General features: G+C 62.8%; 26 protein-coding genes. 15 read left to right on the top strand and 11 right to left on the bottom strand.

The window, feature by feature from the left end; translation table 11 throughout:
* Nucleotide 1 precedes the first annotated feature (1 nt).
* Nucleotides 2–643 (bottom strand): arylesterase, encoded by a 642-nt coding sequence (locus AC3WS7_RS01010; RefSeq protein WP_492655068.1) that lies wholly within the window; start codon nucleotides 641–643, stop codon nucleotides 2–4.
* Here AC3WS7_RS01010 and AC3WS7_RS01015 point away from each other — a divergent pair.
* From AC3WS7_RS01015 to AC3WS7_RS01050, 8 genes are all read left to right on the top strand, one after another.
* Entirely contained in the window at nucleotides 642–1,331 is a 690-nt protein-coding gene (locus tag AC3WS7_RS01015) for an ABC transporter ATP-binding protein (protein WP_296470794.1), read from the top strand. The genes AC3WS7_RS01010 and AC3WS7_RS01015 overlap by 2 nt on opposite strands.
* Nucleotides 1,332–1,403: 72 nt before the next feature.
* Entirely contained in the window at nucleotides 1,404–1,784 is a 381-nt protein-coding gene (locus AC3WS7_RS01020) for a 2OG-Fe(II) oxygenase (RefSeq protein WP_492655069.1), read from the top strand.
* A gap of 7 nt (nucleotides 1,785–1,791) precedes the next feature.
* Nucleotides 1,792–2,571 carry a 23S rRNA (guanosine(2251)-2'-O)-methyltransferase RlmB gene (gene rlmB, locus AC3WS7_RS01025; RefSeq protein WP_492655070.1) on the top strand — a complete coding sequence of 260 codons (780 nt, stop codon included), beginning with the start codon at nucleotides 1,792–1,794 and terminating at the stop codon, nucleotides 2,569–2,571.
* 30 nt (nucleotides 2,572–2,601) lie between these two features.
* The gene (locus AC3WS7_RS01030; protein WP_492655550.1) at nucleotides 2,602–2,952 is read left to right on the top strand and encodes a hypothetical protein; all 351 of its coding nucleotides are present in this window, start codon (nucleotides 2,602–2,604) and stop codon (nucleotides 2,950–2,952) included.
* Nucleotides 2,953–2,963: 11 nt separating this feature from the next.
* Nucleotides 2,964–3,458, top strand: coding sequence for a hypothetical protein (locus AC3WS7_RS01035; RefSeq protein ID WP_492655071.1), 495 nt, complete (start codon nucleotides 2,964–2,966; stop codon nucleotides 3,456–3,458).
* 189 nt (nucleotides 3,459–3,647) lie between these two features.
* Nucleotides 3,648–4,031, top strand: coding sequence for a DUF7674 family protein (locus tag AC3WS7_RS01040; RefSeq protein ID WP_492655072.1), 384 nt, complete (start codon nucleotides 3,648–3,650; stop codon nucleotides 4,029–4,031).
* A 127-nt stretch (nucleotides 4,032–4,158) separates the two neighbouring features.
* Complete coding sequence (locus tag AC3WS7_RS01045) at nucleotides 4,159–4,476, top strand: hypothetical protein (protein WP_492655073.1); 318 nt, start codon at nucleotides 4,159–4,161, stop codon at nucleotides 4,474–4,476.
* Nucleotides 4,473–4,850: a hypothetical protein gene (locus tag AC3WS7_RS01050; protein WP_492655074.1), complete on the top strand. Its 378-nt coding sequence runs from the start codon at nucleotides 4,473–4,475 to the stop codon at nucleotides 4,848–4,850. Before AC3WS7_RS01045 ends, AC3WS7_RS01050 begins: the two co-directional genes overlap by 4 nt.
* 263 nt (nucleotides 4,851–5,113) lie before the next feature.
* On the opposite strand, the gene AC3WS7_RS01055 is transcribed toward AC3WS7_RS01050, so the two are convergent.
* The 7 genes from AC3WS7_RS01055 to AC3WS7_RS01085 form a co-directional block, all read right to left on the bottom strand.
* Nucleotides 5,114–5,671 (bottom strand): dihydrofolate reductase family protein, encoded by a 558-nt coding sequence (locus AC3WS7_RS01055; protein ID WP_492655075.1) that lies wholly within the window; start codon nucleotides 5,669–5,671, stop codon nucleotides 5,114–5,116.
* 72 nt (nucleotides 5,672–5,743) lie between these two features.
* Complete coding sequence (locus AC3WS7_RS01060) at nucleotides 5,744–6,340, bottom strand: chromate transporter (RefSeq protein WP_296470772.1); 597 nt, start codon at nucleotides 6,338–6,340, stop codon at nucleotides 5,744–5,746.
* Nucleotides 6,337–6,951 (bottom strand): chromate transporter, encoded by a 615-nt coding sequence (locus AC3WS7_RS01065; RefSeq protein WP_492655076.1) that lies wholly within the window; start codon nucleotides 6,949–6,951, stop codon nucleotides 6,337–6,339. Before AC3WS7_RS01065 ends, AC3WS7_RS01060 begins: the two co-directional genes overlap by 4 nt.
* Before the next feature lie 9 nt (nucleotides 6,952–6,960).
* The gene (locus AC3WS7_RS01070) at nucleotides 6,961–7,785 is read right to left on the bottom strand and encodes a metal-dependent hydrolase (protein WP_492655077.1); all 825 of its coding nucleotides are present in this window, start codon (nucleotides 7,783–7,785) and stop codon (nucleotides 6,961–6,963) included.
* Nucleotides 7,782–8,681 carry an esterase/lipase family protein gene (locus tag AC3WS7_RS01075; protein WP_492655078.1) on the bottom strand — a complete coding sequence of 300 codons (900 nt, stop codon included), beginning with the start codon at nucleotides 8,679–8,681 and terminating at the stop codon, nucleotides 7,782–7,784. Before AC3WS7_RS01075 ends, AC3WS7_RS01070 begins: the two co-directional genes overlap by 4 nt.
* Nucleotides 8,682–8,693: 12 nt before the next feature.
* A complete protein-coding gene (locus AC3WS7_RS01080; protein ID WP_492655079.1) occupies nucleotides 8,694–10,877 on the bottom strand; it encodes a 3-hydroxyacyl-CoA dehydrogenase NAD-binding domain-containing protein in 2,184 nt (727 codons plus the stop codon).
* Nucleotides 10,878–10,946: 69 nt separating this feature from the next.
* Nucleotides 10,947–12,152: an acetyl-CoA C-acetyltransferase gene (locus AC3WS7_RS01085; RefSeq protein WP_296470760.1), complete on the bottom strand. Its 1,206-nt coding sequence runs from the start codon at nucleotides 12,150–12,152 to the stop codon at nucleotides 10,947–10,949.
* Between the two features lie 122 nt (nucleotides 12,153–12,274).
* Between AC3WS7_RS01085 and AC3WS7_RS01090 the strand changes: the two genes are divergently transcribed.
* On the top strand, nucleotides 12,275–13,438 hold the full coding sequence (locus AC3WS7_RS01090; protein ID WP_492655080.1) for an acyl-CoA dehydrogenase family protein: 1,164 nt from the start codon (nucleotides 12,275–12,277) through the stop codon (nucleotides 13,436–13,438).
* Between the two features lie 63 nt (nucleotides 13,439–13,501).
* Here the strand turns inward: AC3WS7_RS01090 and AC3WS7_RS01095 are convergent, their stop codons facing one another.
* Together AC3WS7_RS01095 and AC3WS7_RS01100 are read right to left on the bottom strand one after the other, a co-directional pair.
* Entirely contained in the window at nucleotides 13,502–14,638 is a 1,137-nt protein-coding gene (locus AC3WS7_RS01095) for a HupE/UreJ family protein (protein ID WP_492655081.1), read from the bottom strand.
* On the bottom strand, nucleotides 14,635–15,825 hold the full coding sequence (locus AC3WS7_RS01100) for a tetratricopeptide repeat protein (protein ID WP_492655082.1): 1,191 nt from the start codon (nucleotides 15,823–15,825) through the stop codon (nucleotides 14,635–14,637). Before AC3WS7_RS01100 ends, AC3WS7_RS01095 begins: the two co-directional genes overlap by 4 nt.
* Nucleotides 15,826–15,892: 67 nt before the next feature.
* Here AC3WS7_RS01100 and AC3WS7_RS01105 point away from each other — a divergent pair, with 67 nt between their 5' ends.
* The 4 genes from AC3WS7_RS01105 (at nucleotide 15,893) to AC3WS7_RS01120 (ending at nucleotide 18,106) form a co-directional block, all read left to right on the top strand.
* Nucleotides 15,893–16,078, top strand: a complete 186-nt coding sequence (locus AC3WS7_RS01105; RefSeq protein ID WP_296470749.1) for a hypothetical protein — start codon at nucleotides 15,893–15,895, stop codon at nucleotides 16,076–16,078.
* 110 nt (nucleotides 16,079–16,188) lie between these two features.
* Nucleotides 16,189–16,656 (top strand): SRPBCC family protein, encoded by a 468-nt coding sequence (locus AC3WS7_RS01110; RefSeq protein WP_492655083.1) that lies wholly within the window; start codon nucleotides 16,189–16,191, stop codon nucleotides 16,654–16,656.
* A complete protein-coding gene (gene ybgC, locus AC3WS7_RS01115; RefSeq protein ID WP_296470743.1) occupies nucleotides 16,653–17,117 on the top strand; it encodes a tol-pal system-associated acyl-CoA thioesterase in 465 nt (154 codons plus the stop codon). The genes AC3WS7_RS01110 and ybgC overlap by 4 nt, the downstream gene beginning before the upstream one ends.
* Nucleotides 17,114–18,106: an aldo/keto reductase gene (locus AC3WS7_RS01120; RefSeq protein ID WP_296470740.1), complete on the top strand. Its 993-nt coding sequence runs from the start codon at nucleotides 17,114–17,116 to the stop codon at nucleotides 18,104–18,106. Before ybgC ends, AC3WS7_RS01120 begins: the two co-directional genes overlap by 4 nt.
* On the opposite strand, the gene cadR is transcribed toward AC3WS7_RS01120, so the two are convergent.
* Nucleotides 18,107–18,577 carry a Cd(II)/Pb(II)-responsive transcriptional regulator gene (gene cadR, locus AC3WS7_RS01125; RefSeq protein ID WP_296470737.1) on the bottom strand — a complete coding sequence of 157 codons (471 nt, stop codon included), beginning with the start codon at nucleotides 18,575–18,577 and terminating at the stop codon, nucleotides 18,107–18,109.
* A gap of 217 nt (nucleotides 18,578–18,794) precedes the next feature.
* Between cadR and AC3WS7_RS01130 the strand changes: the two genes are divergently transcribed.
* Together AC3WS7_RS01130 and AC3WS7_RS01135 are read left to right on the top strand one after the other, a co-directional pair.
* Nucleotides 18,795–19,400, top strand: coding sequence for a TetR/AcrR family transcriptional regulator (locus AC3WS7_RS01130; RefSeq protein WP_492655084.1), 606 nt, complete (start codon nucleotides 18,795–18,797; stop codon nucleotides 19,398–19,400).
* A 107-nt stretch (nucleotides 19,401–19,507) separates the two neighbouring features.
* Nucleotides 19,508–20,509: an NADP-dependent oxidoreductase gene (locus AC3WS7_RS01135; protein ID WP_492655085.1), complete on the top strand. Its 1,002-nt coding sequence runs from the start codon at nucleotides 19,508–19,510 to the stop codon at nucleotides 20,507–20,509.
* The last annotated feature ends 3 nt before the right edge of the window (nucleotides 20,510–20,512 follow it).

The following is a 20,512-nucleotide window of genomic DNA, read 5'->3' on the forward strand; positions in this document are numbered from 1 at the left end:
CTTAGCGTAGTAGCGCGCGCACGGCGGGCCACATGGTGTTGAGGATGGTGGGGTGGGCCGCTTCATTGGGGTGAATCCGGTCGGCTTGGAACCACTTGGCTGCATTGGGCCCATCGGCAACCCCTTTGAGCAAAAACGGGACCAGCGCCGCCTTGTGGGCTCTGGCCACAGAGGCAAAGGTGTCGCTGAAGCGCTTGGTGTAGTCCTGCCCGTAGTTGGGCGGCACCTGCATGCCTGCCAGCAGCACCTTGGCGCCAGCGGCCTGTGCGGCCTGGGTCATGGCTTGCAGGTTGTCCTGGGTCATGGCCAGAGGCAGTCCACGCAGGGCGTCGTTGCCACCCAGCTCAATCACCACCACCGTGGGCTTGTGCTGGGCCAGCAGCGCGGGCAGGCGGGAGCGGCCGCCCGAGGTGGTGTCGCCACTGATGCTGGCATTCACCACCCTGGTTTGCGGGCTCTCTTTGGCCAGACGCTGCTCCATCAGCGCCACCCAGCCGGTGCCGCGTTTGAGGCCGTATTCGGCACTCAGCGAGTCGCCCACTACCAATAGGGTGTGTGGCTTGGCCTGCGCCAGAGAAGCCCCTGCAAATCCCGCCAAAATAAGCAGCGCGATACAGTGTCGTCGAACTACAGAGAGCCCCATGTCTGATTCCATCATTTCGGTTGACCATGTTTTCAAGGCGGTGACTGATTCCACCGGCACGCTGGAGATCCTGCGCGACATCGATTTTGCACTCAAAGCCCGCGAGACCGCGGCCATCGTCGGAGCATCCGGGTCGGGCAAGAGCACATTGCTCTCCATCATCGCCGGGCTGGACACGCCCACCAGCGGCACCGTGCGCCTGGGCGGGCACGACATATTTGCCATCGACGAAGACGCCCGCGCCGCACTGCGCGCCAAGCAGGTGGGTTTTGTGTTCCAGAGTTTTCAGCTGTTGGGCAACCTCACTGCGCTGGAAAACGTGATGTTGCCGCTGGAGCTGGATGGCCGCAAAGACGCCCGTAGCGCCGCCACCGAAATGCTGGCCCGCGTGGGCTTGTCGCAGCGGCTCAACTCGTACCCCAAGGTGCTCAGCGGTGGCGAGCAGCAGCGCGTAGCGCTGGCGCGTGCTTTTGTGGTGAAGCCTGCCGTGCTGCTGGCCGACGAGCCCACCGGCAGCCTGGACTTCGCCACCGGCGAAAAAATCATGGAGCTGATGTTTGACCTGAACCGCGAACAGGGCACAACCCTGGTGCTGGTCACCCACGACCGCGGCATTGCCGCTCGCTGCGACCGCCGCATCACCATCGAGGCGGGCAGGGTGGTGGCAGAGCCGGTGGCTGAAATTTAAGCCATTTCGGCCTCTAGCCCCTGTGGACATTGGGCGAGCAGCTCCTGAAAAAGTAGCAAACATGGTGCTTTTGTGACCTGGGATGGCGTGTGCAAGTACCTGCAAACCGCCTTGCGCTGGCAGCGTGGCCGTCAGGGCACGGGTTACGACAAGATGCTGCTGCTCATCGCACGCTGGCCGCTGCCCTTTGACAGCTATTTGATCCGCTACCCCGAGGGCTCGGAGATCCCGCCGCACACCGACCCGGTGCAGGCCGGGCGCCACTACCGGCTCAACATCGTGCTCAAGTCGTCCCCAGCGGGGGGCGAGTTTGTCTGTGCCACGCCCATCTATGCCAGCCGCCGCATCAAGCTGTTTCGCCCCGACGCTTGCGAGCACAGCGTGACCCGGGTGGTGGGTGGCAGCCGTTATGTGCTGTCGCTGGGCTGGGTGCGCAAGGCGTTGGCCCGATAATCGGGGCATGTCATCCCCCAAAGTGCTATTCGGCTTTCACGCCGTGGGCGTGCGCCTGAAGACCGCCCCCAAATCCATCATCGAGATCTTCTACGAGCCCACGCGCCGTGATGCGCGCATGCGCCAGTTTCTGGAGAAAGTCGCAGAAGCGGGCATTCGCCTGGTCGAAGCCGACGGCATGCGCCTGGCCAAGATTGCCGGCAGCCACGGCCACCAGGGCGTGGCTGCCCGCGTGCAAGAGATCAAACAAGTCCATTCGCTGGACGAGCTGCTGGAAAACCTGGAAGCCGCCAACGCCGACCTGCCGGTGGCGGAACGCACCAACCCGCTGATCCTGGTGCTGGACGGAGTGACCGACCCGCACAACCTTGGCGCCTGCCTGCGTGTGGCTGATGGCGCGGGCGCACACTGCGTGATCGCCCCCAAGGACCACGCTGCCGGCATCAACGCCACCGTGGCCAAGGTGGCCAGCGGCGCCGCCGAGACCGTGCCCTACTTCATGGTGACCAACCTGGCGCGCACGCTCAACGAGTTGAAAGAGCGCAACATCTGGATCATCGGCACCAGCGACCAGGCAACTGGCACGCTGTACCAGGCCGACCTGAAGGGTCCCGTGGCCCTGGTGCTGGGTGCCGAGGGCGACGGCATGCGCCAGCTCACTGCCAAGACCTGCGACCAGCTCGTCAGCATCCCCATGCAGGGCGCGGTGGAAAGCCTGAACGTGTCCGTGGCCAGCGGCGTCTGCCTGTACGAGGCATTGCGCCAGCGCACGGCCGTCGCCAAATAACTTGAAGCCCAGGGAGTGCCCATGATTGCTATGAAATCAGGAGCTGTTCGCGCAGGATTGGTGGGCTTGGTGGCCACTTTCGTCTTGATGGGCTGCACCCAGGAGCAGCAAAACAAGATCAGCCGCGACATCCAGAACTGGACCGGCACCGACGGCGTGCTGGAGTTTTATGCCGGCGACAAGCTGGTGCGCCGCTTCCTCAAGATCGACAAACTCAGCACCGCCATGGGCACCGACGACGGCAAGCCCCGCAACTACCGATTTGGCTACGGCGTGCTGGACGAAAACCTGAACATGCAGGCCGATTCCGGCGAGAAGAAGGTCTACTTCGAGATCAGCGACTTCGGCTCCAACTACCTGTTCTTCGAGAACCCACGCTAAACGCCACCGCCATGCCCGCATCCACTGCGCCCCTGAAGCTGGCCGCCGTGGCCTGCGTACTCTTGTTCATAGGGCTGGGCGTGTACCTGGCACCGCTGCAACCCAGCGTGGTGGCGCTGCAGCTCACCTTCACCCCCGACGCCTTTGCCCAGGTGCTGCAAGCCTGGGGCCCCGAAGGCGTCCAGCGCTTTCGCAACCACTTGGCCGTGGACGGGCTCTTGCTGCTGAGTTACGGCGCGGTGGGCTATTTGGCCGTGGTCCGCACCCGATTCTTTGAACCCCTGGCGACATGGCTGTCCCTGCGCTGGGTGGCACTGCTGTTGCCAGTGGCGGCGCTGTGTGATGCAGGAGAGAACCTGCTGCACTGGGGGCTGACGGGGAGCGAGGCGTTGGCTGCGCCTGCGGGTGCTGCTTGGTACTTGGCCGCGGGGCTTTGTGCCGCGTTCAAATGGGTGGGGATTGGGGTGTTTGCGTTGGCCGCATTGATCGCACGGTTGCGGCGCTAGTTGTACTTTGGGTGAGCCGATCTCCATTGGCTTATTGCGACCCAAAGCGGTCCTCCGCACTCCTGGAATGCCTGCCCGAAAGCAGACATCCGATCTGATACAAATGAGGCGCGCCTGCCGAGGTCGCCTATGCGGCGGAAGCGGACGCTGAAACTCTCTGCAGAAACGTTTAAATAGGTTCCTCATGACATGATTGAAAAATCGCAGGCAATGGACATTTTGGTTGCGTCATGCCCCAGTTTTCATGCGCAGTGGACAACGCACCAATCCGAGTGGGGTAACGAAGTTCTGTACGGCGCGGCAGGAGATTTTGCTTCTCACCTACTCGATGTCTATCAAGCCAATGGCGAATCGTCATTTCCAAAGGTGGCTATTGCAATAGAACGGCTGTTCACCGAGGGCGTTCCTTGGGTCAGGGAATTTGCTGCAATTGGCATCTTGGAGGGAGTGCAGAACGGTTGGTTGAATCGCGGTGAAAATCCAGAGGTGTTCGGCGCACACTTACTTCCAAAAAGTAGACAGAGTTGGGAGGGATTGAATGCCTTTTGGTCGGAAAATGAACAGAAGGCATGACTGCTATCAGTCTGTAGACGTCCAAACTAAGTGGGAGGAGCGGACATCAGCCGAATCCCCTGAATGGGGGATAGCCAAATCCCAGGGAAACAAACAGAATTGTCTCGAATTCACTCCGAACCCGCGCATGTATCTACGTCTTATCGCTTTGATTGCTGCAGCACTTTGTGCAACTTTGGTAGATGCCGAAACGATTCAACCTGTGGAAGGTGGACTCCAGCCGGCTTATGAGCGCATTGCTTCAATCGAGGCTGAAATTCAAAACCTCGGAAAATCTCGCGAGGAATCTGGAGCTCTCAAGAAAGACCGTTTGATAGTCGAGGAGAAAATCAAATCTCTCCTGTCGGAAAAACGACGTCTTGAGGCAGAAATTTTGAGGGCGAGGGACATTTCCCATTCGCCACTAGTCACTTTCATGACACCTTCAAATGAAGGTGCCTCATGAGCATGCCACTCCCCATCAACGTAATCATTGCTGCAGCAACAGAGGATGCCTTCGCCGAACTGAAAAATATTGAGGGGCTGCAAGGTACTGGCATTTCGCCTCGCTATTGGTTGGCCGCAATAAAGCAGCCGACTTCAGACAAAGTCAGCACTTTCGATAAGGCCGCACATTACCGCGTTGGCTATTGGATAGCACTGGATGAGGCCGCCTTCTCCAGTTGCAAAGATGTATTCAACCAGCTATCTACGCAAAAGGGCTACAGCCGCGGCTTTTACGACAGTCATCTGCCAAATCCCGTAGTGCTCGCCCACGACGCAAAAGAACTTCAAGAGATAGTCAATTACGTCCTTGAAGCATTTTGTGCAACCTCCTAGCCAAGCGAACACCTGTTTTCTTGCACTCCACGAGAAATTCAAGTAGCGTTGTTTGAGTCTTGAAGTGCCCCCCATTTTCGGAACATTGTTGGGGGATGACTTCTTGCTTCCAACTGCGGCAATCTCTCTCCGGGGGGGCTGATAGCGGACATTCGTCGAAGCCCGCAACTGGCCCCAAGCTGCCGTCGATCGAAAGAGAAAATCCCTAGAACGGAAAATTGGCCGCTCAACGCCCGCGTTAGGCGAAATAACCAATCTCCGAGTCAGCGCGCACGTCGGTAGTGCATGGCTACCGCACCGCAGCGCAGCGGCTTCGCCGTAATCAGCTTGAGCTTCCGGGTGCTGGGCAGCCCGCTCTCATACAGGGTAGGGCCGTGGCCGGCAATCCTGGGGTGGACGAGGAGCTGGTACTCGTCGATCAAATCCAGCCTCTCCAGCTCGGTCGCAAGCTTGCCACTGCCGAGGAGCACGCCGCCAGGGGTCGCGTCTTTGAGTTTTCCTATGCTCCCGCGCAGGTCACCGGCGATGTGGTGGCTGTTGGTCCAGGGGAAGTCCCTTCGCGTCGAGGACACCACGTATTTTGGTTTGGCCTCCAGCTTGACCGCCCATTCGCGCATGGCTAATGGTGCGTCCGTATCACAGCGGGCGACAGCGGGCCAGTAGCTCTCCATCATCTCGTAAGTGATGCGCCCCCACAGCATCGCTCCGCTCTCGTCCATAAGCCGGGTGAAAAAGGCGTGTGTCTCGTCGTCGGCAATGCCTTCCTGGTGGTCGATGCAGCCGTCCAGAGTGACGTTGATACTGAAGGTCAAGAGTCCCATGGTGTCCTCCGTTCAAGAGGCGCGATTTTTAATGATCTTTCGCGCCGTCGCCAAAAACTGTCTGGCGCCAACCTAAATCCATCCCATCCATCCCGCAATCGCCCCCGCGCCCAAGAGCCACAGCAGGTGAATGCGGGTCTTCCAGACCAGCAGGGTGCTCACCGCGGTCACGGCCCACAGGGCCAGGTGGTGGGTGTCCGCTTTGTGGTTGGCGGCCAGGATCCAGCCGGTGGCGACCAGCAGGGCGATCACCAGCGGTGCCATGCCTTGTTTGAAGGCGCGCACGGCGCGCAGCTCGCGGTTGCGGTGGCCCCAGCGTGATGCGGTGAAGGTGAGGATGCTGCTGGGCAGCATGATGCCCAGCATGGACAAAAACACGCCCAGCATGGCCAGCGCCAGGCCATACCAACCCGCGCCCAGGCCACCTGCAGCATTGAGGCCTATGGTCCAGCCCAGCAAGGGCACAAACAGAATGTTGGGGCCGGGTGCGGCCTGCGCCAGTGCAATGCTGTTGCTGAACTGTTCGGCGTCCAGCCAGCCTTGCTCCACCACCAGAAAGCGCTGCATGTCGGGTGCGGTGGTGATGGCGCCGCCCACTGCCAGCAGCGACAGCGACGCAAAGTGCATGAACAGTTCCAGCCACTGGGCCGCAGTCAGGGTGATGCTCATGACGCCTCCTTTTTGGCCGCCAGGCGGCCCAGGCACACATAGGCCCAGGCACAGCCCAAGCCGCCGATGCCCAGCAGCACCCACAGCAAGGGCACGCGCAGCAGGGCCACGGCCCCAAAGGTGGACGCCATCAGCGCCAGGCAGGCGCCCAAGCCCATCACATTGCTTTTAAGCGCCGGTACCAGGCGCAGGCCGGCCGCGATGATGAGGCCGGCCGCCACGGCGCCCATGCCGCGCAGCGCGCCCTGGGCTTGCGGGTTGTCCGCCACACCGGCAAACGCCGCCGCCAACAGCAGCACGAGGATGAGCGGGAAGCTCAGCATGCCGGCCACACCGGCCAGCGCACCGCGCCAGCCAAAGTAGCGGTCGCCCAGCATGAGCGAGAGGTTGACCACATTGGGGCCGGGCAGGATTTGGGCCACGGCCCAGTCTTCGACAAACTCTTCGGCGGTGAGCCACTGTTTGCGCTCCACCAGCTCCCGCTGGGCCACAGCCAGCACGCCGCCAAAGCCCTGCAGGGCCAGCAGCGAAAACGAGAAAAACAGGTCGGTCTTGGAGCGGGGCGCCGGGCGCGGGGCAGGGGGAATGGCGGGTGGGGTGCTGGGAGACATGCAGGCGGTTTAGGTGGGTTGCCCCACCACAGTGAACTGGGCGCTATTGTCGCGCAGCCACTGTTCCGACCGTGCGCCGTCTTGCTGGCGCGGATGAAAATCTTCGCGCTGGTAGGCGCGCCACTGCGCCCGGTTGCTGGAGATAAAGCCGTCTTTGCCAAACAAGAAGTGGCCCGCGCTGCGCCAGGTGCTCCAGCGGAACAGGGCCTTGTCGTGCCACAGGTTGCGGATGGTCTGGCGCGTCACGTCGCTGAAGAACGTGAAGGTGATGTAGCGGAACAGGCGCAAGCGCCATTCGTGGTTGCCGCCAATGGCCTGGTACACGTCAAACGCGGTGCTGCGGTGCTCGCTCTCTTCGGCGCTGTGCCAGAGCCACAGGGTTTGGAGTCGCTCTTCGCTGCCCTCCAGTGCCTCGGGGTGGGCCAGCATCCAGTCGGCAAAGATGGCGGTGAGGTGTTCGGTGGCCGCGGTAGCGCCCACGTGTACACGCACATCCATGTGGGCGCTGGCCTGCATGCGTTTGGCGGCACGGCGCTCCAGTGCGTTGGTAAAACCCTGCGTTTCCAGGTGGCCGTTGAACAGGCTGTGGATGCGGCGGTGGGTGGCCTCTTGGCCCACAAAACCTTGCACCTCGGCGGCAAAGCGTGCCCGCTGGTCCTCGGGCAGGGTCTTGAGCCCGGCGCGCACCGAATCCATAAAGTACTGCTCGCCCAGCGGAAAACTCATGGACAGCGCGTTGAAGAAGGCGGAGCGGAACGCGTCGCCGCCGTTCCAGCGCACCGCAAAGGGCGTGTTCAGGTCGATCAGCAGCTTGCGCACGACAAGGTCGGTCATGGGGTGGCTCCATCCAGGGTGGGCGGCAGGTCGGCCAGCTCGCGCCGCACCCAGGCGTTCACGTCCGGGTTCAGGCACATCTGCAAATGGCCGATACCGGGGAACACCGTGGGCGTGATGCCGGGCAGTGTCTGCGGCCGCTGCGGGTACACGATGTTGTCTTGCGGGGTAATGGCCACCCGCAGCAGGTTGCGCAAGGCATCGTCTTCCCCCGCGGCCAGCGTGGCCAGCCAAGGGCTGCCCCACCGCATTTGCAGGCCATTGGGCGTGCGGCTGCCCTTGGCCAGCTGGGTGCCCGCATGCGGGGTGCCCAGTGTGAGCACCCGGGCCACGCGGGCGGTGCCATGCTTGCGCATCCAGGCGCGAATGGCCAGGCCGCCCATGCTGTGGCCGACCAGTGCCACCTGGGTTTGCCCGCTGTTAAGCATTGCGCTGGTTACGGCGGATTCGAGGATGGGTGCGTAGTCGTCAATGGAGGCAAACACCGGCTCCAGGTCCACCGCAAATACGGCATGGCCTTGGGCGCGTAGCTGGGCCGCAGTGGTATCCCAAATGCGGTGGTTGCACAGGTAGCCATGCACCAGCACCACCGGCACGCGCGGCGTGTTGCTGGTGGCCGCCTGGTAGCGCGGTGCGCGGCGCTCCCAGGGCTGGCGCAGCAAAAACACCACCACGCCGGCCACCATTTCGCCGCCCAATGCGCGCCACCAGTCGTGCCAGGGCTCGGGGGCGCGGGTGATCAGGGCGGTCAGCACATCGGCCAGCAACGTGGCGGCCACGGGCACCAGTAGCGCCATCGCCAAGGTACCCAGCACCGAGCCCCACAGCCAGTACCCCAGCGCTGCACCGGCCAGGGTTTGGACCAGCAAAATACGGCGCAGCAGTTGGGCGAGCATGGGGTAGGGGCCTTAGTACTGGGGTTGATGGCGGCGGATGGCCGCCTTGACATCATCGCTCACAGCAAAACCCGGGCCAAACTGAGACGCCAATTCGGCAGCGCGTGCCTCAAAGGCCTCAATGCCCATGCCGTAGATGAACTGCAGGGCACCGCCGGTCCAGGCCGGAAAGCCAATACCGAAGATGGAGCCGATGTTGGCGTCGTGCACGCTGGTGAGCACACCCTCGGCCAGGCAGCGCGCGGTTTCCACGGCTTGGCGGTACAGCAGGCGATCTTTCAGGTCGGTGATGGTCCAGGGCGTGTCGGCCTTCTCAAACAGCGGTTTGAGCTGGGGCCAGAGGAGTTTCTTGGCGCCTTTCTTGGCTTGTTCTTCGGTGGGGTATTCATAAAAGCCTGCACCACCCGCGCGGCCGGGGCGGGTGTGTTGCTTGACCATGGTTTCCACCACCCGTTCACCCGGCGTGGCCACATAGGTCTTGCCTTCGGCCTCCAAGTCTTTTTTGGTCTGGTCCATCACGTGCAGGCTCAGCGTGAGGGCGGTTTCGTCCAGCACGGCGAGCGGGCCCACGGGCATGCCGCACTGGATGCCGGCGTTCTCAATGGCCGCAGCGGGAATGCCTTCGCCCAGCATGGCGGCCCCCTCCATCACAAAAGTGCCAAACACGCGGCTGGTGAAGAAGCCGCGCGAGTCGTTCACCACGATGGGGAACTTGCCCAGGGCCTGCACATAGTCGTAAGCGCGCGCCACGGTCTCGTCGTCGGTTTCTTTGCCCTTGATGATTTCCACCAGTTTCATCTTGTCCACGGGGCTGAAGAAATGGATGCCGATGAATTTCTTGGCATCGCGGCTGGCCGTTGCCAAGCCGGTGATGGGCAGGGTGGACGTGTTGGAGGCGAAGAAGCCGCCGGGTGCGAGCAGCGGTTCGGCTTCTTGCGTGACCTTGGCCTTGAGCTCGCGGTTTTCAAAAACGGCTTCGATGATCAGGTCGCAGCCTTGCAGGTCGGCCACGCTGCCGGTGGGGTGGATCAGGTCGAGGATGGCTTGCTGTGCCTCGGGCTTCATGCGGCCCTTGTCCACACGACCTTGCGTGATTTTGGCGCTGTAGCTTTTGCCCAGTTCGGCTTTTTCCTGGCTCACGTCCTTCAGCACGGTGGCAATGCCCTTGCTGGCTTGGCTGTAGGCAATGCCGGCACCCATCATGCCGGCGCCCAGCAGGCCTATCTTGGCCGGCTTGTAGCGTGGCACGCCGGTCGGGCGGCTCTGGCCGCTCTTGATGGCGTTGAGGTTGAAAAAGAAGGTGTTGATCATGGCCTTGGCCTGGGGGCCGGACATGAGCTTGGCCAGGTAGCGGCTCTCGATGCGCAGCGCAGTCTCCAAGTCCACCTGCAGGCCTTCGACCATGCAGGCGATGATGGCCTCGGGCGCGGGGTAGAGGCCGCGCGTCTGCTTCTTGATGACGGCGGGCGCCACGGGCAGCATGCCCGCCACGGCAGGCGAGGAGGGCAGGCCACCCGGCACCTTGTAGCCCTTGGCCTCCCAAGGATGCTGGGCCGTGGGGTTGGCGGCAATCCAGGCCAGGGCCTTGGTACGCATCTCGGCGGCAGCATCGGGGCCAGGTGCCACCAAGTCATGCACCAGGCCCAGGCCTTTGGCCTCGGCGGGGGTGAATGTTTTGCCTTCCACCAGGTAGGGCTGCGCGCCCATCAGGCCCAGGTGGCGTGTCATCTTGGTCACGCCGCTGGCGCCGGGCAGCAGGCCCAGGGTCACCTCGGGCAGGCCGAACTGGGTTTTCTTGTCGTCCACGGCAATCCGGTAGTGGCCCACCAGCGCCACCTCCCAGCCGCCGCCCAGTGCTGTGCCATTGAGCAGGCTGACCACCGGCTTGCCCAGGGTCTCGATGGTGCGGAAGTTCTTTTTGACGCGCTCGATCTCTTCAAAGATGCGCGGCGCGTCAGCCGGCGTCAGGCGCATGGCGGCCTTGAGGTCGGCGCCAGCGAAGAAGGTGGTCTTGGCCGACGCCAGCAGGATGCCGGAGATGGCGTCCTTGTCTTGCAGCACGCGGGTGGCTACGGCGTCCATGTCTTCCTGCCACTGCAGGCACATGGTGTTGACGGGGGAGTCCGGCTCGTCGAAGGTGATGGTGGCAATGCCTTTGCCGTCGATGGTGTCCAGGGAATAACGAATGGTTTTCATGGGGTTAACCTGCTATGAAATAAGGAGCTGTTCGCGCAATAAGTACGGGGGTTAGAGGCCTAAAAGGCTTCAAATCCGCTCGACAATGGTGGCAATGCCCATGCCGCCGCCCACACACAGCGTGGCCAGGCCGTAGCGCAGCTTGCGGCGGTGCAGCTCGTCAATCAGGGTGCCCAGAATCATCGCGCCCGTGGCGCCCAGCGGGTGGCCCAAGGCGATGGCGCCGCCGTTCACGTTCACCTTCTCGTGCGGCACCTTCATCTCCTTCATAAAGCGCATCACCACGGCGGCGAAGGCTTCGTTCACTTCAAACAGATCGATGTCGTCCACCGTCAGTCCCGCCTTGGCCAGCGCCTTGCGCGTGGCGGGCATGGGGCCGGTGAGCATGATGGTGGGGTCGGCCCCGCTCAGGGCGGTGGCCACGATGCGGGCGCGCGGCGTGAGCTTGTGTGCCTTGGCGGCGGCTTCGTTGCCCACCAGCACAGCGGCTGCGCCATCCACAATGCCCGAGGAGTTGCCCGCGTGGTGCACGTGGTGGATGCGCTCCACCTGCGGGTAGCGGGTCAGCGCCACGGCGTCAAAGCCCATGCCGCCCATGTCGGCAAACGCGGGCTTGAGCCCGGCCAGGCCTTCCAGCGTGGTGCCGGGCTTGATGAACTCGTCGCGCGCCAGAATCGTCAGGCCCAGCGTGTCTTTCACCGGGCGCACTGACGCATCAAAGTAGCCCGCTGCCTGCGCCTTGGTGGCGCGGCGCTGCGACTCCAGCGCGTAGGCATCCACATCGGCACGGGTAAAGCCTTCCAGCGTGGCAATCAAATCCGCGCCTATGCCTTGGGGCACAAACAGGGTTTGCGAATTGGTTTCGGGGTCCATGGCCCAGGCACCGCCGTCGGAGCCAATCGGCACGCGGCTCATGCTCTCCACGCCACCCGCCACCACCAGGTCTTCCCAGCCCGAGCGCACCTTTTGCGCGGCCATGTTCACGGCCTCCAAGCCGGAGGCACAGAAGCGGTTGATCTGCACACCCGCGGCCTGGAAGTCCCAGCCCGCCTTGAGCGCGGCCACCTTGGGCAGCACGGCGCCCTGGTCGCCCACCGGTGACACCACACCCATCACCACATCGTCCACCAGCGCGGTGTCAAAGCCGTTGCGCTGCTGCAGCTCGGTGAGCAGACCGGCCAGCAGGGTGACGGGCTTGACCTCGTGCAGGCTGCCGTCTTTTTTGCCTTTGCCGCGTGGGGTGCGGATGGCGTCAAACACAAATGCTTCGCTCATGGGGTGTCTCCTCGGGTGGTTTGTGCGCAGGGCGGGGCCTGTCGGTTTCGACTGGAATGCAGTATATTCTTTTTACCAAGCAAACGCTTTGTAAAAATATGCACATGACCCGAGGAAACCCCATGATTGAACGCACCCTGTTTTCCCCCGAACACGAATCCTTTCGCGACAGCTTTCGACGCTTTATGGAGAAAGAGATAGCCCCTTTCCACGCCGATTGGGAAGAGCAGGGCTATGTGGCGCGCGAGGTGTGGAACAAGGCCGGAGAGAACGGCTACCTGTGCATGTCCATGCCCGAAGCATTTGGCGGCTCCGAGGCCGACAAGCTGTACTCGGTGATCCAAATGGAAGAGCTGGCGCGCGGTGGCTTTACCGGCATTGGCTTTGGGTTGCACAGCGAGATCGTGGCGCCTTACATCCTGCACTACGGCACGCCCGAGCAGAAGGCCAAGTACTTGCTCAAGCTGGCGACCGGCGAGATGGTGGGCGCCATCGCCATGAGCGAGCCCGCCGCAGGCTCCGACCTGCAGGGCATCAAGGCCACGGCCATCCAGCAGGCCGACGGCAGCTACCTGCTCAACGGCAGCAAAACCTTCATTACCAATGGCTGGCACGCGGACCTGGTGGTCGTGGTGGCCAAGACCAACCCGGCCGCGGGCGGCAAAGGCACCAGCCTGATGCTGGTGGAGCGCGGCATGCCGGGCTTTAGCGTGGGCAAGCGGCTCAAGAAGGTGGGCATGAAGGCGCAAGACACTTCGGAGCTGTTCTTTGACAACGTGAAGCTGGGCCCCGAGCACTTGCTGGGCGGCAAGGCCCATGAGAACCGGGGCTTTATCTGCCTCATGGAGCAGCTGCCCTGGGAGCGCCTGCAGATTGCCGTGGGTGCGGTGGCTTCTGCGCAGGCCGCCATTGACTGGACGGTGGACTACGTGAAGGAACGCAAGGTGTTTGGCCAGCCAGTGGCCAGCTTCCAGAACACCCGCTTTACCTTGGCCGAACTGCAGACCGAGGTGCAGGTGGCGCGCGTGTTTGTGGACAAGTGCTGTGAGCTGGTCTGCCAGGACAAGCTGGACACCGCCACCGCCAGCATGGCCAAGTACTGGACCACCGACCTGCAGTGCAAGGTGATGGATGAATGTGTGCAGCTGTTTGGCGGCTACGGTTACATGTGGGAATACCCGATTGCCCGCGCCTATGCCGATGCGCGCGTGCAGCGCATCTACGGCGGCACCAACGAGATCATGAAAGAGGTGATCACGCGGTCCATGGGCCTGGGCGGCAAGTAGGGCTTGGGGCAGTGCATCGCCAGGGGGCGTTGTCCAAGCAGGGCAGTTGTACTGCCCCCTGGTTCACGAGGCGCTGATCAGTCGCAGGTCCAGCGTCCGCTCTGCCAGCCAGACCAGGGCAATCGCCATGGTGAGCAGCGAGCCGCCCACAAAGATGCCACGGCGGTACGCGGGGGTGTTGCGCAGCCAAAAGATCAGGGGCAAAAACACCGCCACGATGGCCAGTTGCCCCACCTCCACACCCAGGTTGAAGCCGACCAGGCTCAGCACCAGCGTCTCTTGCGGCAGGCCCAGCTCGGCCAGCACGCTGGCGAAGCCAAAGCCATGAATCAGGCCAAAACCAAAGGCCACCATCCAGCGCCGCTCACCCACCACCGGCCACAGGTTGTTCGCCGCCGCCAGTACGACGGAGAGCGCAATCGCCGACTCCACCCAGCGCGAAGGCAGCTCCACCACACGCAGCCCCGCCAGCGACAGCGTGATGGAGTGGGCTGCCGTGAACGCGGTGACCACCCACAGCACCTCACGCAGTGCATCGCGAAAGCGGCCCACACCCTGCCACACACCCGCCCGGCGCACCAGCACCACGGGCAGTAGCAGCGAGAGCAAGAACAGGATGTGGTCAAACCCGATCCAGATGTGCCAGACGCCTTGCACCAGAAACTGGCCAAACTGTGTCAGGCGCGATGCATCGCCCACGGCAAAGCGCTGTTGTGCGGTGTCCGGGGCCAGCACGGCGGAGTGGGTCAATCCGTCCAGCTCCAGCCGCAGCAGGCCGCGGTGCAACGCGTCCTGCTCAAACAGCAGGCGGTAGTGCAGGGCCAGATCGCCCTTCGCTGCGGGGCACTGGCCTTGCAGGGTGAGCACGGCATAGGCGCCATCGGTGTGGGTGTCCACCTGGTGTTGGGTGACCTGCAGCGGGCAGGTACCACCGCGCTCCAGTGTGAGCGCGCTGGTGGCCCAGGCCGCAATGTCAGCGTGGCGGGCACGCAGCTCGCCCCAGGTGATGTCGCCGTTGCCGTCGGCATCCAACCCCAAAGCAAAGTCGATATCGCGCAAGGCAATGTCCCATTGGCCCGACACCTCTGCGCCGCTGACCTGGAGCACCAGGTAGCTGTCACTGGCCTTGTGGGCCCAGGCGGGCAGGGCGCACAGCAACAGGGCGCTCAGGCCAACGTGCCAAAGGGTTCGCCAGTTCATGGCTTTCCTTCCGCCAGACGGAGCAGGCGCCTGTCTTCAAAGCCGCTGCGCGCCAACCAGTCGCGCGCGGCTTGGGCGCCAGCCGGGTCTTGGGCTGCCTGGGCTGCTTCCAGCAGCACGCGGGCGTCGCGGGGTTCGCGTTGGATGGCGTAGTTCTCTTGTGCTAGGCGCAGTGCGGTGCGTGGGGCTTTGCGCAGCACCAGCTCAAAACGGGCTTCTTCGGCGCGGTGGGTGGTGTCACCGCGTGCGCGGGCTGCGCTAAACCGGTCGCGCAGCATGTCTTGGTGGCGTTCCGCTGCAGGTAAATGGAGGGCCGCTTCAGCCTCGGCCAGGCGCAGCAGCAGGCTGTCGGCAGTCTCCCAGTTGGCCAGCAGCTTCACCACGTCGGCGGTCTGTCCGTTGTCCAGCAGAAAGTCGGACCACGCCGCCAGCAGGTACACATCGTCCCGACCTAGCGCCAGGGCTTCTTGGTAGTGTGCGCGGGCCTTGGCCGTATGGCCTTGCCAGGCAGCTACTTCGCCCAGGCGGGTAAGCAGCCACAGGCGGTTGCCCGCATCACGGCTGAGCTGCAGTGCGTTTTGCAAGGTGGCGTAGCCCGCCTCCAGTTGCCCGCCGTAGGCCTGGGCCAAGCCCAGGCAGCCACCGGCCAGTGCCTCCCGCCCCAGGCGCTGCAGGGCTGTGCATTCCTGGCGTGCGGCCTGGTAGTCTGCCTGCACCAAAAAAATGGCACCGCGCCAGGCGTGGGCCACCGCGTAGTCCGGGTCCCGTTGCAGCGCACTGGCGAAGTCCTGTAGCGCTCCGGCAAAGTCGTGGCGGTACTGGCGCAGCATGCCGCGCAAGGTGAGCAGATCGGGTGTCAGGGGGCCGACAAAACGGCCTACCACCGCCTCGGCGTAACCGACGTAACGCGGATCTCCCCGGGCGGCGGCCAGTGCAAAGTAGCGCCGGGCCAAGTCGCTTACCCCTTGTGCCTCGTTGGGGGACTGGGCCAAGGCGGCACGCAGCGCGGCCAGCTCGCGGGCCGTGGTATCGGTGGGGCGTGTGGGCAGTTTCTCCAGCACCTGGGTGTCGCTGCGCGGGGTGTAGGGTTCTGCCAGAGCTGCGCCGGCCAGCGCAAGCAGTAGGCTGGCGGCGGCACCCGTGAAAACCCTAGTGCGGTATGAACCTGTCAACCAAACGATTTCCATGGGTGTTGTAGAGTGAGTTGTCACCTATTGTGGTGGCAGCTAACCATCGAGTCATTGGAGTTTACCCATGAACAAGCTACTGTCAGTTGTAATTGCCGCCGCCTTTGCCACCCTGTCTTTCAGTGCATTCGCTGCCTCCCACGGGGGGGCGATGGACGACAAGAAAATGGAAGAATGCAAAAAGATGGACGAGAAAAAAGCGGACGACAAGATGAAGGCGGAATGCAAGAAGATGATGGAGAAAAAGAAGTAAACCTGCGGGTTTTCTTCCCCCTAAAAAGCGGGCTTGGCGGCCCGCTTTTTTTATGCCCGGGCCGGGCGGCGGGGTCCGCTACACTGCGGCCAAAACCCAGGAGCCCCGCCATGCCCATTGCCACTGCCGAACACGCCCTCACGCTGGAGCGCACCCTTCCTGTCTCGCGTTCCAAAGTCTGGCGCTGCTGGACCGAGCCTGCGCTCTTGGTGCAGTGGTTTGGCCCCAAACCTTGGGGCGTGAGCGAAGCGGTCATGGAACTGCGCAGTGGCGGGCGCTTTTTCACCCACATGGCGGGCCCCAACGGCGAGCAGGTACCCAACGAAGGCGTGTTTCTGGAGCTGGTAGCGGAGCATAAATTGGTGTTTACCGATGCTTTCCAGGCGGGCTGGGTGCCGGCCAAGCCGTTTATGGTGGGTGAGATCACGCTGCAAGATACCGCTGAGGGCCACACGCGCTACATCGCACGTGCGCTGCACTGGAGCGCCGATGACAAGGCCCAGCATGAGGCCATGGGCTTTCATGTGGGTTGGGGCGCGGCCACCGACCAACTGCTAGCGCTGGCGCAAACGCTGTGAGTGCTCTTGCCAACCCGGGTGCCGGGCCCCAACTCCCCAACGCCTTTCCCATTCGCATCTACTGGGAAGACACCGACGCCGGCGGTGTGGTGTTCTATGCCAACTACCTGAAGTTCTTTGAGCGTGCCCGCACCGAGTGGCTGCGCGCAGCCGGCGTGGGCCAGCAGTCCCTGCGCGACGAAACCGGCGCCATGTTTGTGGTGGCCGAGGTGCAGATGCGCTACCTGGCTCCGGCCAAGCTGGACGACCTGATCGCTGTGGGGGTGCAAGTGGCTGAGCAGGGCGCTGCCAGCATGGTGCTGGTGCAAGAGGCCTGGCGTGGCGACACGCTGCTGGCCCAGGGCCGCATTCGCATTGGCTGCGTGCAGGCCGATACCCTCAAGCCCCGACGCATACCGGCGCAAGTGCTGCAAGCCATTGGTGCCGTCCCCAGTTCCACTATTGACAGGACATCCGCATGAAACATCGCACCCTGGGCCAGGCCCACACCCCCGTAGCCGCCCTGGGGCTGGGTTGCATGGGCATGAGCGAGTTCTATGGCGCCAGTGATGACACACAGTCGCTGCAAACCTTGCAGCGCGCGCTGGAGCTGGGCATCAACTTCTGGGACACGGCAGACACCTACGGCTTCGGCCACAACGAAAGTTTGCTGGGCCGCTTCATCGCCCAAGGCGGGTCGGCGCTGCGCCAACAACTGGTCATCGCCACCAAATTTGGCATCGTGCGCCAGGAGGGGCAATACGAGCGCCGCATCGACAACACGCCGGCTTACATCCGCAGCGCCTGCGAGGCCTCGTTGCGTCGCCTGCAGGTAGACACCATCGACCTGTACTACTGCCACCGGCGTAACCCGGAGGTGCCGATGGAAGACATGGTGGGTGCCATGGCCGAGCTGGTGCAGGCCGGCAAGGTGCGGCAGATTGGCCTGTCCGAGGTGTCAGCCAGCAGCTTGCGCCGGGCCCATGCGGTGCACCCGATTGCGGCGGTGCAGAGTGAATATTCGCTGTGGGCGCGCGAACCCGAGCAAGAACTGCTGCAGACCTGCGCCGAGCTGGGCACCAGCTTTGTGGCCTACAGTCCGTTGGGCCGCGCCTTCCTCACCGGCACGCTGGACACCACGGCATTGGCCAACAACGACTTTCGCAAAATCCTGCCGCGCATCAACGGTGATGCCGAAGCTGCCAACCGCCTGCTGGTGGACGCCCTGGGACGCTTTGCCGCGGCACGTGGGGCCAGCAATGCGCAGATCGCGCTGGCCTGGCTGTTGCACAAACACCCGCATGTGCTGCCCATCCCCGGCACACGGCGCATTGCCTACCTGGAGCAAAACGCTGCGGCCACCGAGCTCAGGCTGAGTGCCAACGAGGTGGCCGAGCTGGACCAGATGTTCTCCCCCGACAAGGTGGCCGGGGCGCGCTACCCGGATGCGGGCATGGTGGGGATTGAGTAGTTAGCGCGCCCGCTGCCCCCGGGCGTGGCTGCCGTGCACATGGCCCGGCGCTCGGGGTGCCTGCGCCGGTTGGGCACGGGCCGTTGCCGACAGCTCATTCAAGATGCCGCAGTGCGCGGCTTCCTGTGTCACCAGACACTGTTCGCGCAGGGTTTTGAGCTGCTGCTCCAGTGCGCGCAATTCCTGGATGCGCTGGGCCACATGGCCGATGTGTTCGTCCAGCAGCGCGTTGACCTGTGCGCAGTTGTCTTCGGGCGCATCTTTGAAGCCCAGCAGCGTGCGGATTTCGTCCAGAGTCATGTCCAGGGAGCGGCAATGGCGGATGAAGGACAGCCGCTCGATGTGGTTGGCACCGTAAATGCGGTAGTTGCCTTCGGTGCGCAGCGGCGTGGGCAGCAGGCCCTCGCGTTCGTAGTAACGCACGGTCTCTACCTGTGTGCCGGTGGCCTTGGCCAGTTCACCGATTTTCATTGTCAACTCATCTTTCATGCAGGGTTAGACACTGTAGTTGATACAGGGTCTTCCGGTCTGGTGGATGGTCATTGGGTGGCTTTTTGAAGAGGAAGATGGATCCCTTCCCGGCAGGCGGTTTCTGCCGTTGCGCACGCGCGCCTTTCTCGAATTTTTTGTCCAGCACGTGCAGCAGATGGTGGCCGTTAGCAGGTTTGTGTATCGGGAAATATGTTGTATGATGCGCATCATGCGAAAATCGCCCGTCAATATTCGAACCGCTGCCAAAGAGGCCTCCCACGAGCGCATCGTGAGCGCCGCTGCACGGGCTATCCGGCGTAGTGGGTATGACGGCACGGGCGTTGCCGACATCATGAAAGAAGCGGGCCTCACGCATGGTGCGTTCTACGCCCATTTCGCGTCCCGTGAAGCCATGTTGGCCGAGGCGGCCGACCGTGCGGGTGCGGAATCCAACGCCATCGCGGCGCGTGTGATTGCCGCGGTACCTCCCGAGCAGTCTCTGCAAGCGCTGATGCAGGTTTATCTCTCGAAAGAGCATCTTGCAAGCATCGAGACGGGGTGTCCCATTTCCGCCTTGGGCTCTGAAATGCCGCGCCAGACGCCCGAGGTGCGGCGTGCTGCCACACTGCGTATCAAAGAAATGATTGACCTGGTCGCCCGCCAGTTTCCAGATTGGGGCCAACCCAGTGCGCACGAGCGCGCACTGGTGACGGTGGCCACGATGGTGGGCACCCTGATGCTGGCGCGCGCGGTCGATGACTCCGCCTTGTCTGACGCGTTTTGCAGCGCCACCTTGACAAGCCTGGCCCCTGCCGGGGCCTAAGCCACTTGGCTTTTTTTTGCCTTTAAATATGATGATCGTCATGCCAAATTGTTTTGTCAATCGAACTCTTGCTCTCCAACCACTGACCGTTTGAAAAGAGGAAAGCCATGAAAGCATTCACCGTGGATCGCTACGGAAAAAAAGAGAGCTTGCGGGCCACCGATGTGCCAGAGCCTGTACTGCGCGATGACGAGGTCCTGATTGAGGTGCATGCCACGGGCGTCAATCTGCTGGACTCCAAAATTCGCAGCGGTGAGTTCAAACTCATCCTTTCGTACCGCACACCCTTTGTGCTGGGGCATGACGTCGCCGGCGTGGTGGTGCGTGTCGGCCCGCGCGTGCGTCACTTCAAACCCGGCGACGAGGTGTACTCCCGACCGGATGATTTCCGCATCGGTACCTTCGCGGAGTTTGTCGCTGTCAAAGAAGACTCGGTGGCGCTCAAGCCACGCAACCTCAGCATGGAGGAGGCCGCCTCCATTCCGTTGGTAGGCCTGACGGCGTGGCAGGCTCTGGTCGAGAAGGCCAAGCTCAAAAAAGGACAGAAGGTTTTCATCCAGGCTGGTTCCGGTGGTGTGGGCACGTTTGCCATCCAGTTGGCCAAGCACCTGGGCGCCGGCGTGGCCACCACCACCGGCACGGGCAATGTGGCGTGGGTCAAAGACCTGGGCGCGGATGTGGTGGTGGACTACAAAAAAGATGCGTTTGAAACGATCTTGAGTGACTACGACGCGGTACTGAATAGCCAGGACGGCAAGACGCTGGAGAAGTCGCTGGGTGTGCTCAAACCGGGTGGCCAACTCATCTCCATCTCTGGTCCTCCTGACCTTGCATTTGCAGAAGAAATAAAAGCGCCATGGTTGGTGAAGCAGGTCTTGCGTGCCCTGAGCTTTGGCACCCAAAGAAAAGCCAAACGCCTCCATGTGGGCTACTCATTTCTCTTCATGAAAGCCAGCGGCAGCCAGCTGCGGCAAATCACCGCGCTGATCGAGTCGGGTGCCATACGCCCGGTCATCGACAAAGTATTCCCGTTTGATGCCACCAACGAGGCCTTGGCCTACGTCGAAAGCGGACGTGCCAAGGGCAAGGTGGTGATCAAGGTGCGTTGAGTC

This window comes from Rhodoferax sp. EU05-FHT12H12, from assembly GCF_058791215.1.

Coding starts and splice junctions, on each gene's coding strand:
- AC3WS7_RS01070 (WP_492655077.1), bottom strand. CDS start 7,785: ATGACCGACCTTGTCGTGCGCAAGCTGCTGATCGACCTGAACACGCCC.
- AC3WS7_RS01055 (WP_492655075.1), bottom strand. CDS start 5,671: ATGGGACTCTTGACCTTCAGTATCAACGTCACTCTGGACGGCTGCATC.
- AC3WS7_RS01105 (WP_296470749.1), top strand. CDS start 15,893: ATGAACAAGCTACTGTCAGTTGTAATTGCCGCCGCCTTTGCCACCCTG.
- cadR (WP_296470737.1), bottom strand. CDS start 18,577: ATGAAAATCGGTGAACTGGCCAAGGCCACCGGCACACAGGTAGAGACC.
- AC3WS7_RS01100 (WP_492655082.1), bottom strand. CDS start 15,825: ATGGAAATCGTTTGGTTGACAGGTTCATACCGCACTAGGGTTTTCACG.
- AC3WS7_RS01065 (WP_492655076.1), bottom strand. CDS start 6,951: ATGTCTCCCAGCACCCCACCCGCCATTCCCCCTGCCCCGCGCCCGGCG.
- AC3WS7_RS01090 (WP_492655080.1), top strand. CDS start 12,275: ATGATTGAACGCACCCTGTTTTCCCCCGAACACGAATCCTTTCGCGAC.
- AC3WS7_RS01010 (WP_492655068.1), bottom strand. CDS start 643: ATGGGGCTCTCTGTAGTTCGACGACACTGTATCGCGCTGCTTATTTTG.
- AC3WS7_RS01035 (WP_492655071.1), top strand. CDS start 2,964: ATGCCCGCATCCACTGCGCCCCTGAAGCTGGCCGCCGTGGCCTGCGTA.
- AC3WS7_RS01040 (WP_492655072.1), top strand. CDS start 3,648: ATGATTGAAAAATCGCAGGCAATGGACATTTTGGTTGCGTCATGCCCC.
- AC3WS7_RS01085 (WP_296470760.1), bottom strand. CDS start 12,152: ATGAGCGAAGCATTTGTGTTTGACGCCATCCGCACCCCACGCGGCAAA.
- AC3WS7_RS01110 (WP_492655083.1), top strand. CDS start 16,189: ATGCCCATTGCCACTGCCGAACACGCCCTCACGCTGGAGCGCACCCTT.
- AC3WS7_RS01130 (WP_492655084.1), top strand. CDS start 18,795: ATGATGCGCATCATGCGAAAATCGCCCGTCAATATTCGAACCGCTGCC.
- AC3WS7_RS01080 (WP_492655079.1), bottom strand. CDS start 10,877: ATGAAAACCATTCGTTATTCCCTGGACACCATCGACGGCAAAGGCATT.
- AC3WS7_RS01050 (WP_492655074.1), top strand. CDS start 4,473: ATGAGCATGCCACTCCCCATCAACGTAATCATTGCTGCAGCAACAGAG.
- AC3WS7_RS01045 (WP_492655073.1), top strand. CDS start 4,159: ATGTATCTACGTCTTATCGCTTTGATTGCTGCAGCACTTTGTGCAACT.
- AC3WS7_RS01120 (WP_296470740.1), top strand. CDS start 17,114: ATGAAACATCGCACCCTGGGCCAGGCCCACACCCCCGTAGCCGCCCTG.
- AC3WS7_RS01060 (WP_296470772.1), bottom strand. CDS start 6,340: ATGAGCATCACCCTGACTGCGGCCCAGTGGCTGGAACTGTTCATGCAC.
- rlmB (WP_492655070.1), top strand. CDS start 1,792: ATGTCATCCCCCAAAGTGCTATTCGGCTTTCACGCCGTGGGCGTGCGC.
- AC3WS7_RS01135 (WP_492655085.1), top strand. CDS start 19,508: ATGAAAGCATTCACCGTGGATCGCTACGGAAAAAAAGAGAGCTTGCGG.
- AC3WS7_RS01015 (WP_296470794.1), top strand. CDS start 642: ATGTCTGATTCCATCATTTCGGTTGACCATGTTTTCAAGGCGGTGACT.
- AC3WS7_RS01030 (WP_492655550.1), top strand. CDS start 2,602: ATGAAATCAGGAGCTGTTCGCGCAGGATTGGTGGGCTTGGTGGCCACT.
- AC3WS7_RS01075 (WP_492655078.1), bottom strand. CDS start 8,681: ATGCTCGCCCAACTGCTGCGCCGTATTTTGCTGGTCCAAACCCTGGCC.
- AC3WS7_RS01095 (WP_492655081.1), bottom strand. CDS start 14,638: ATGAACTGGCGAACCCTTTGGCACGTTGGCCTGAGCGCCCTGTTGCTG.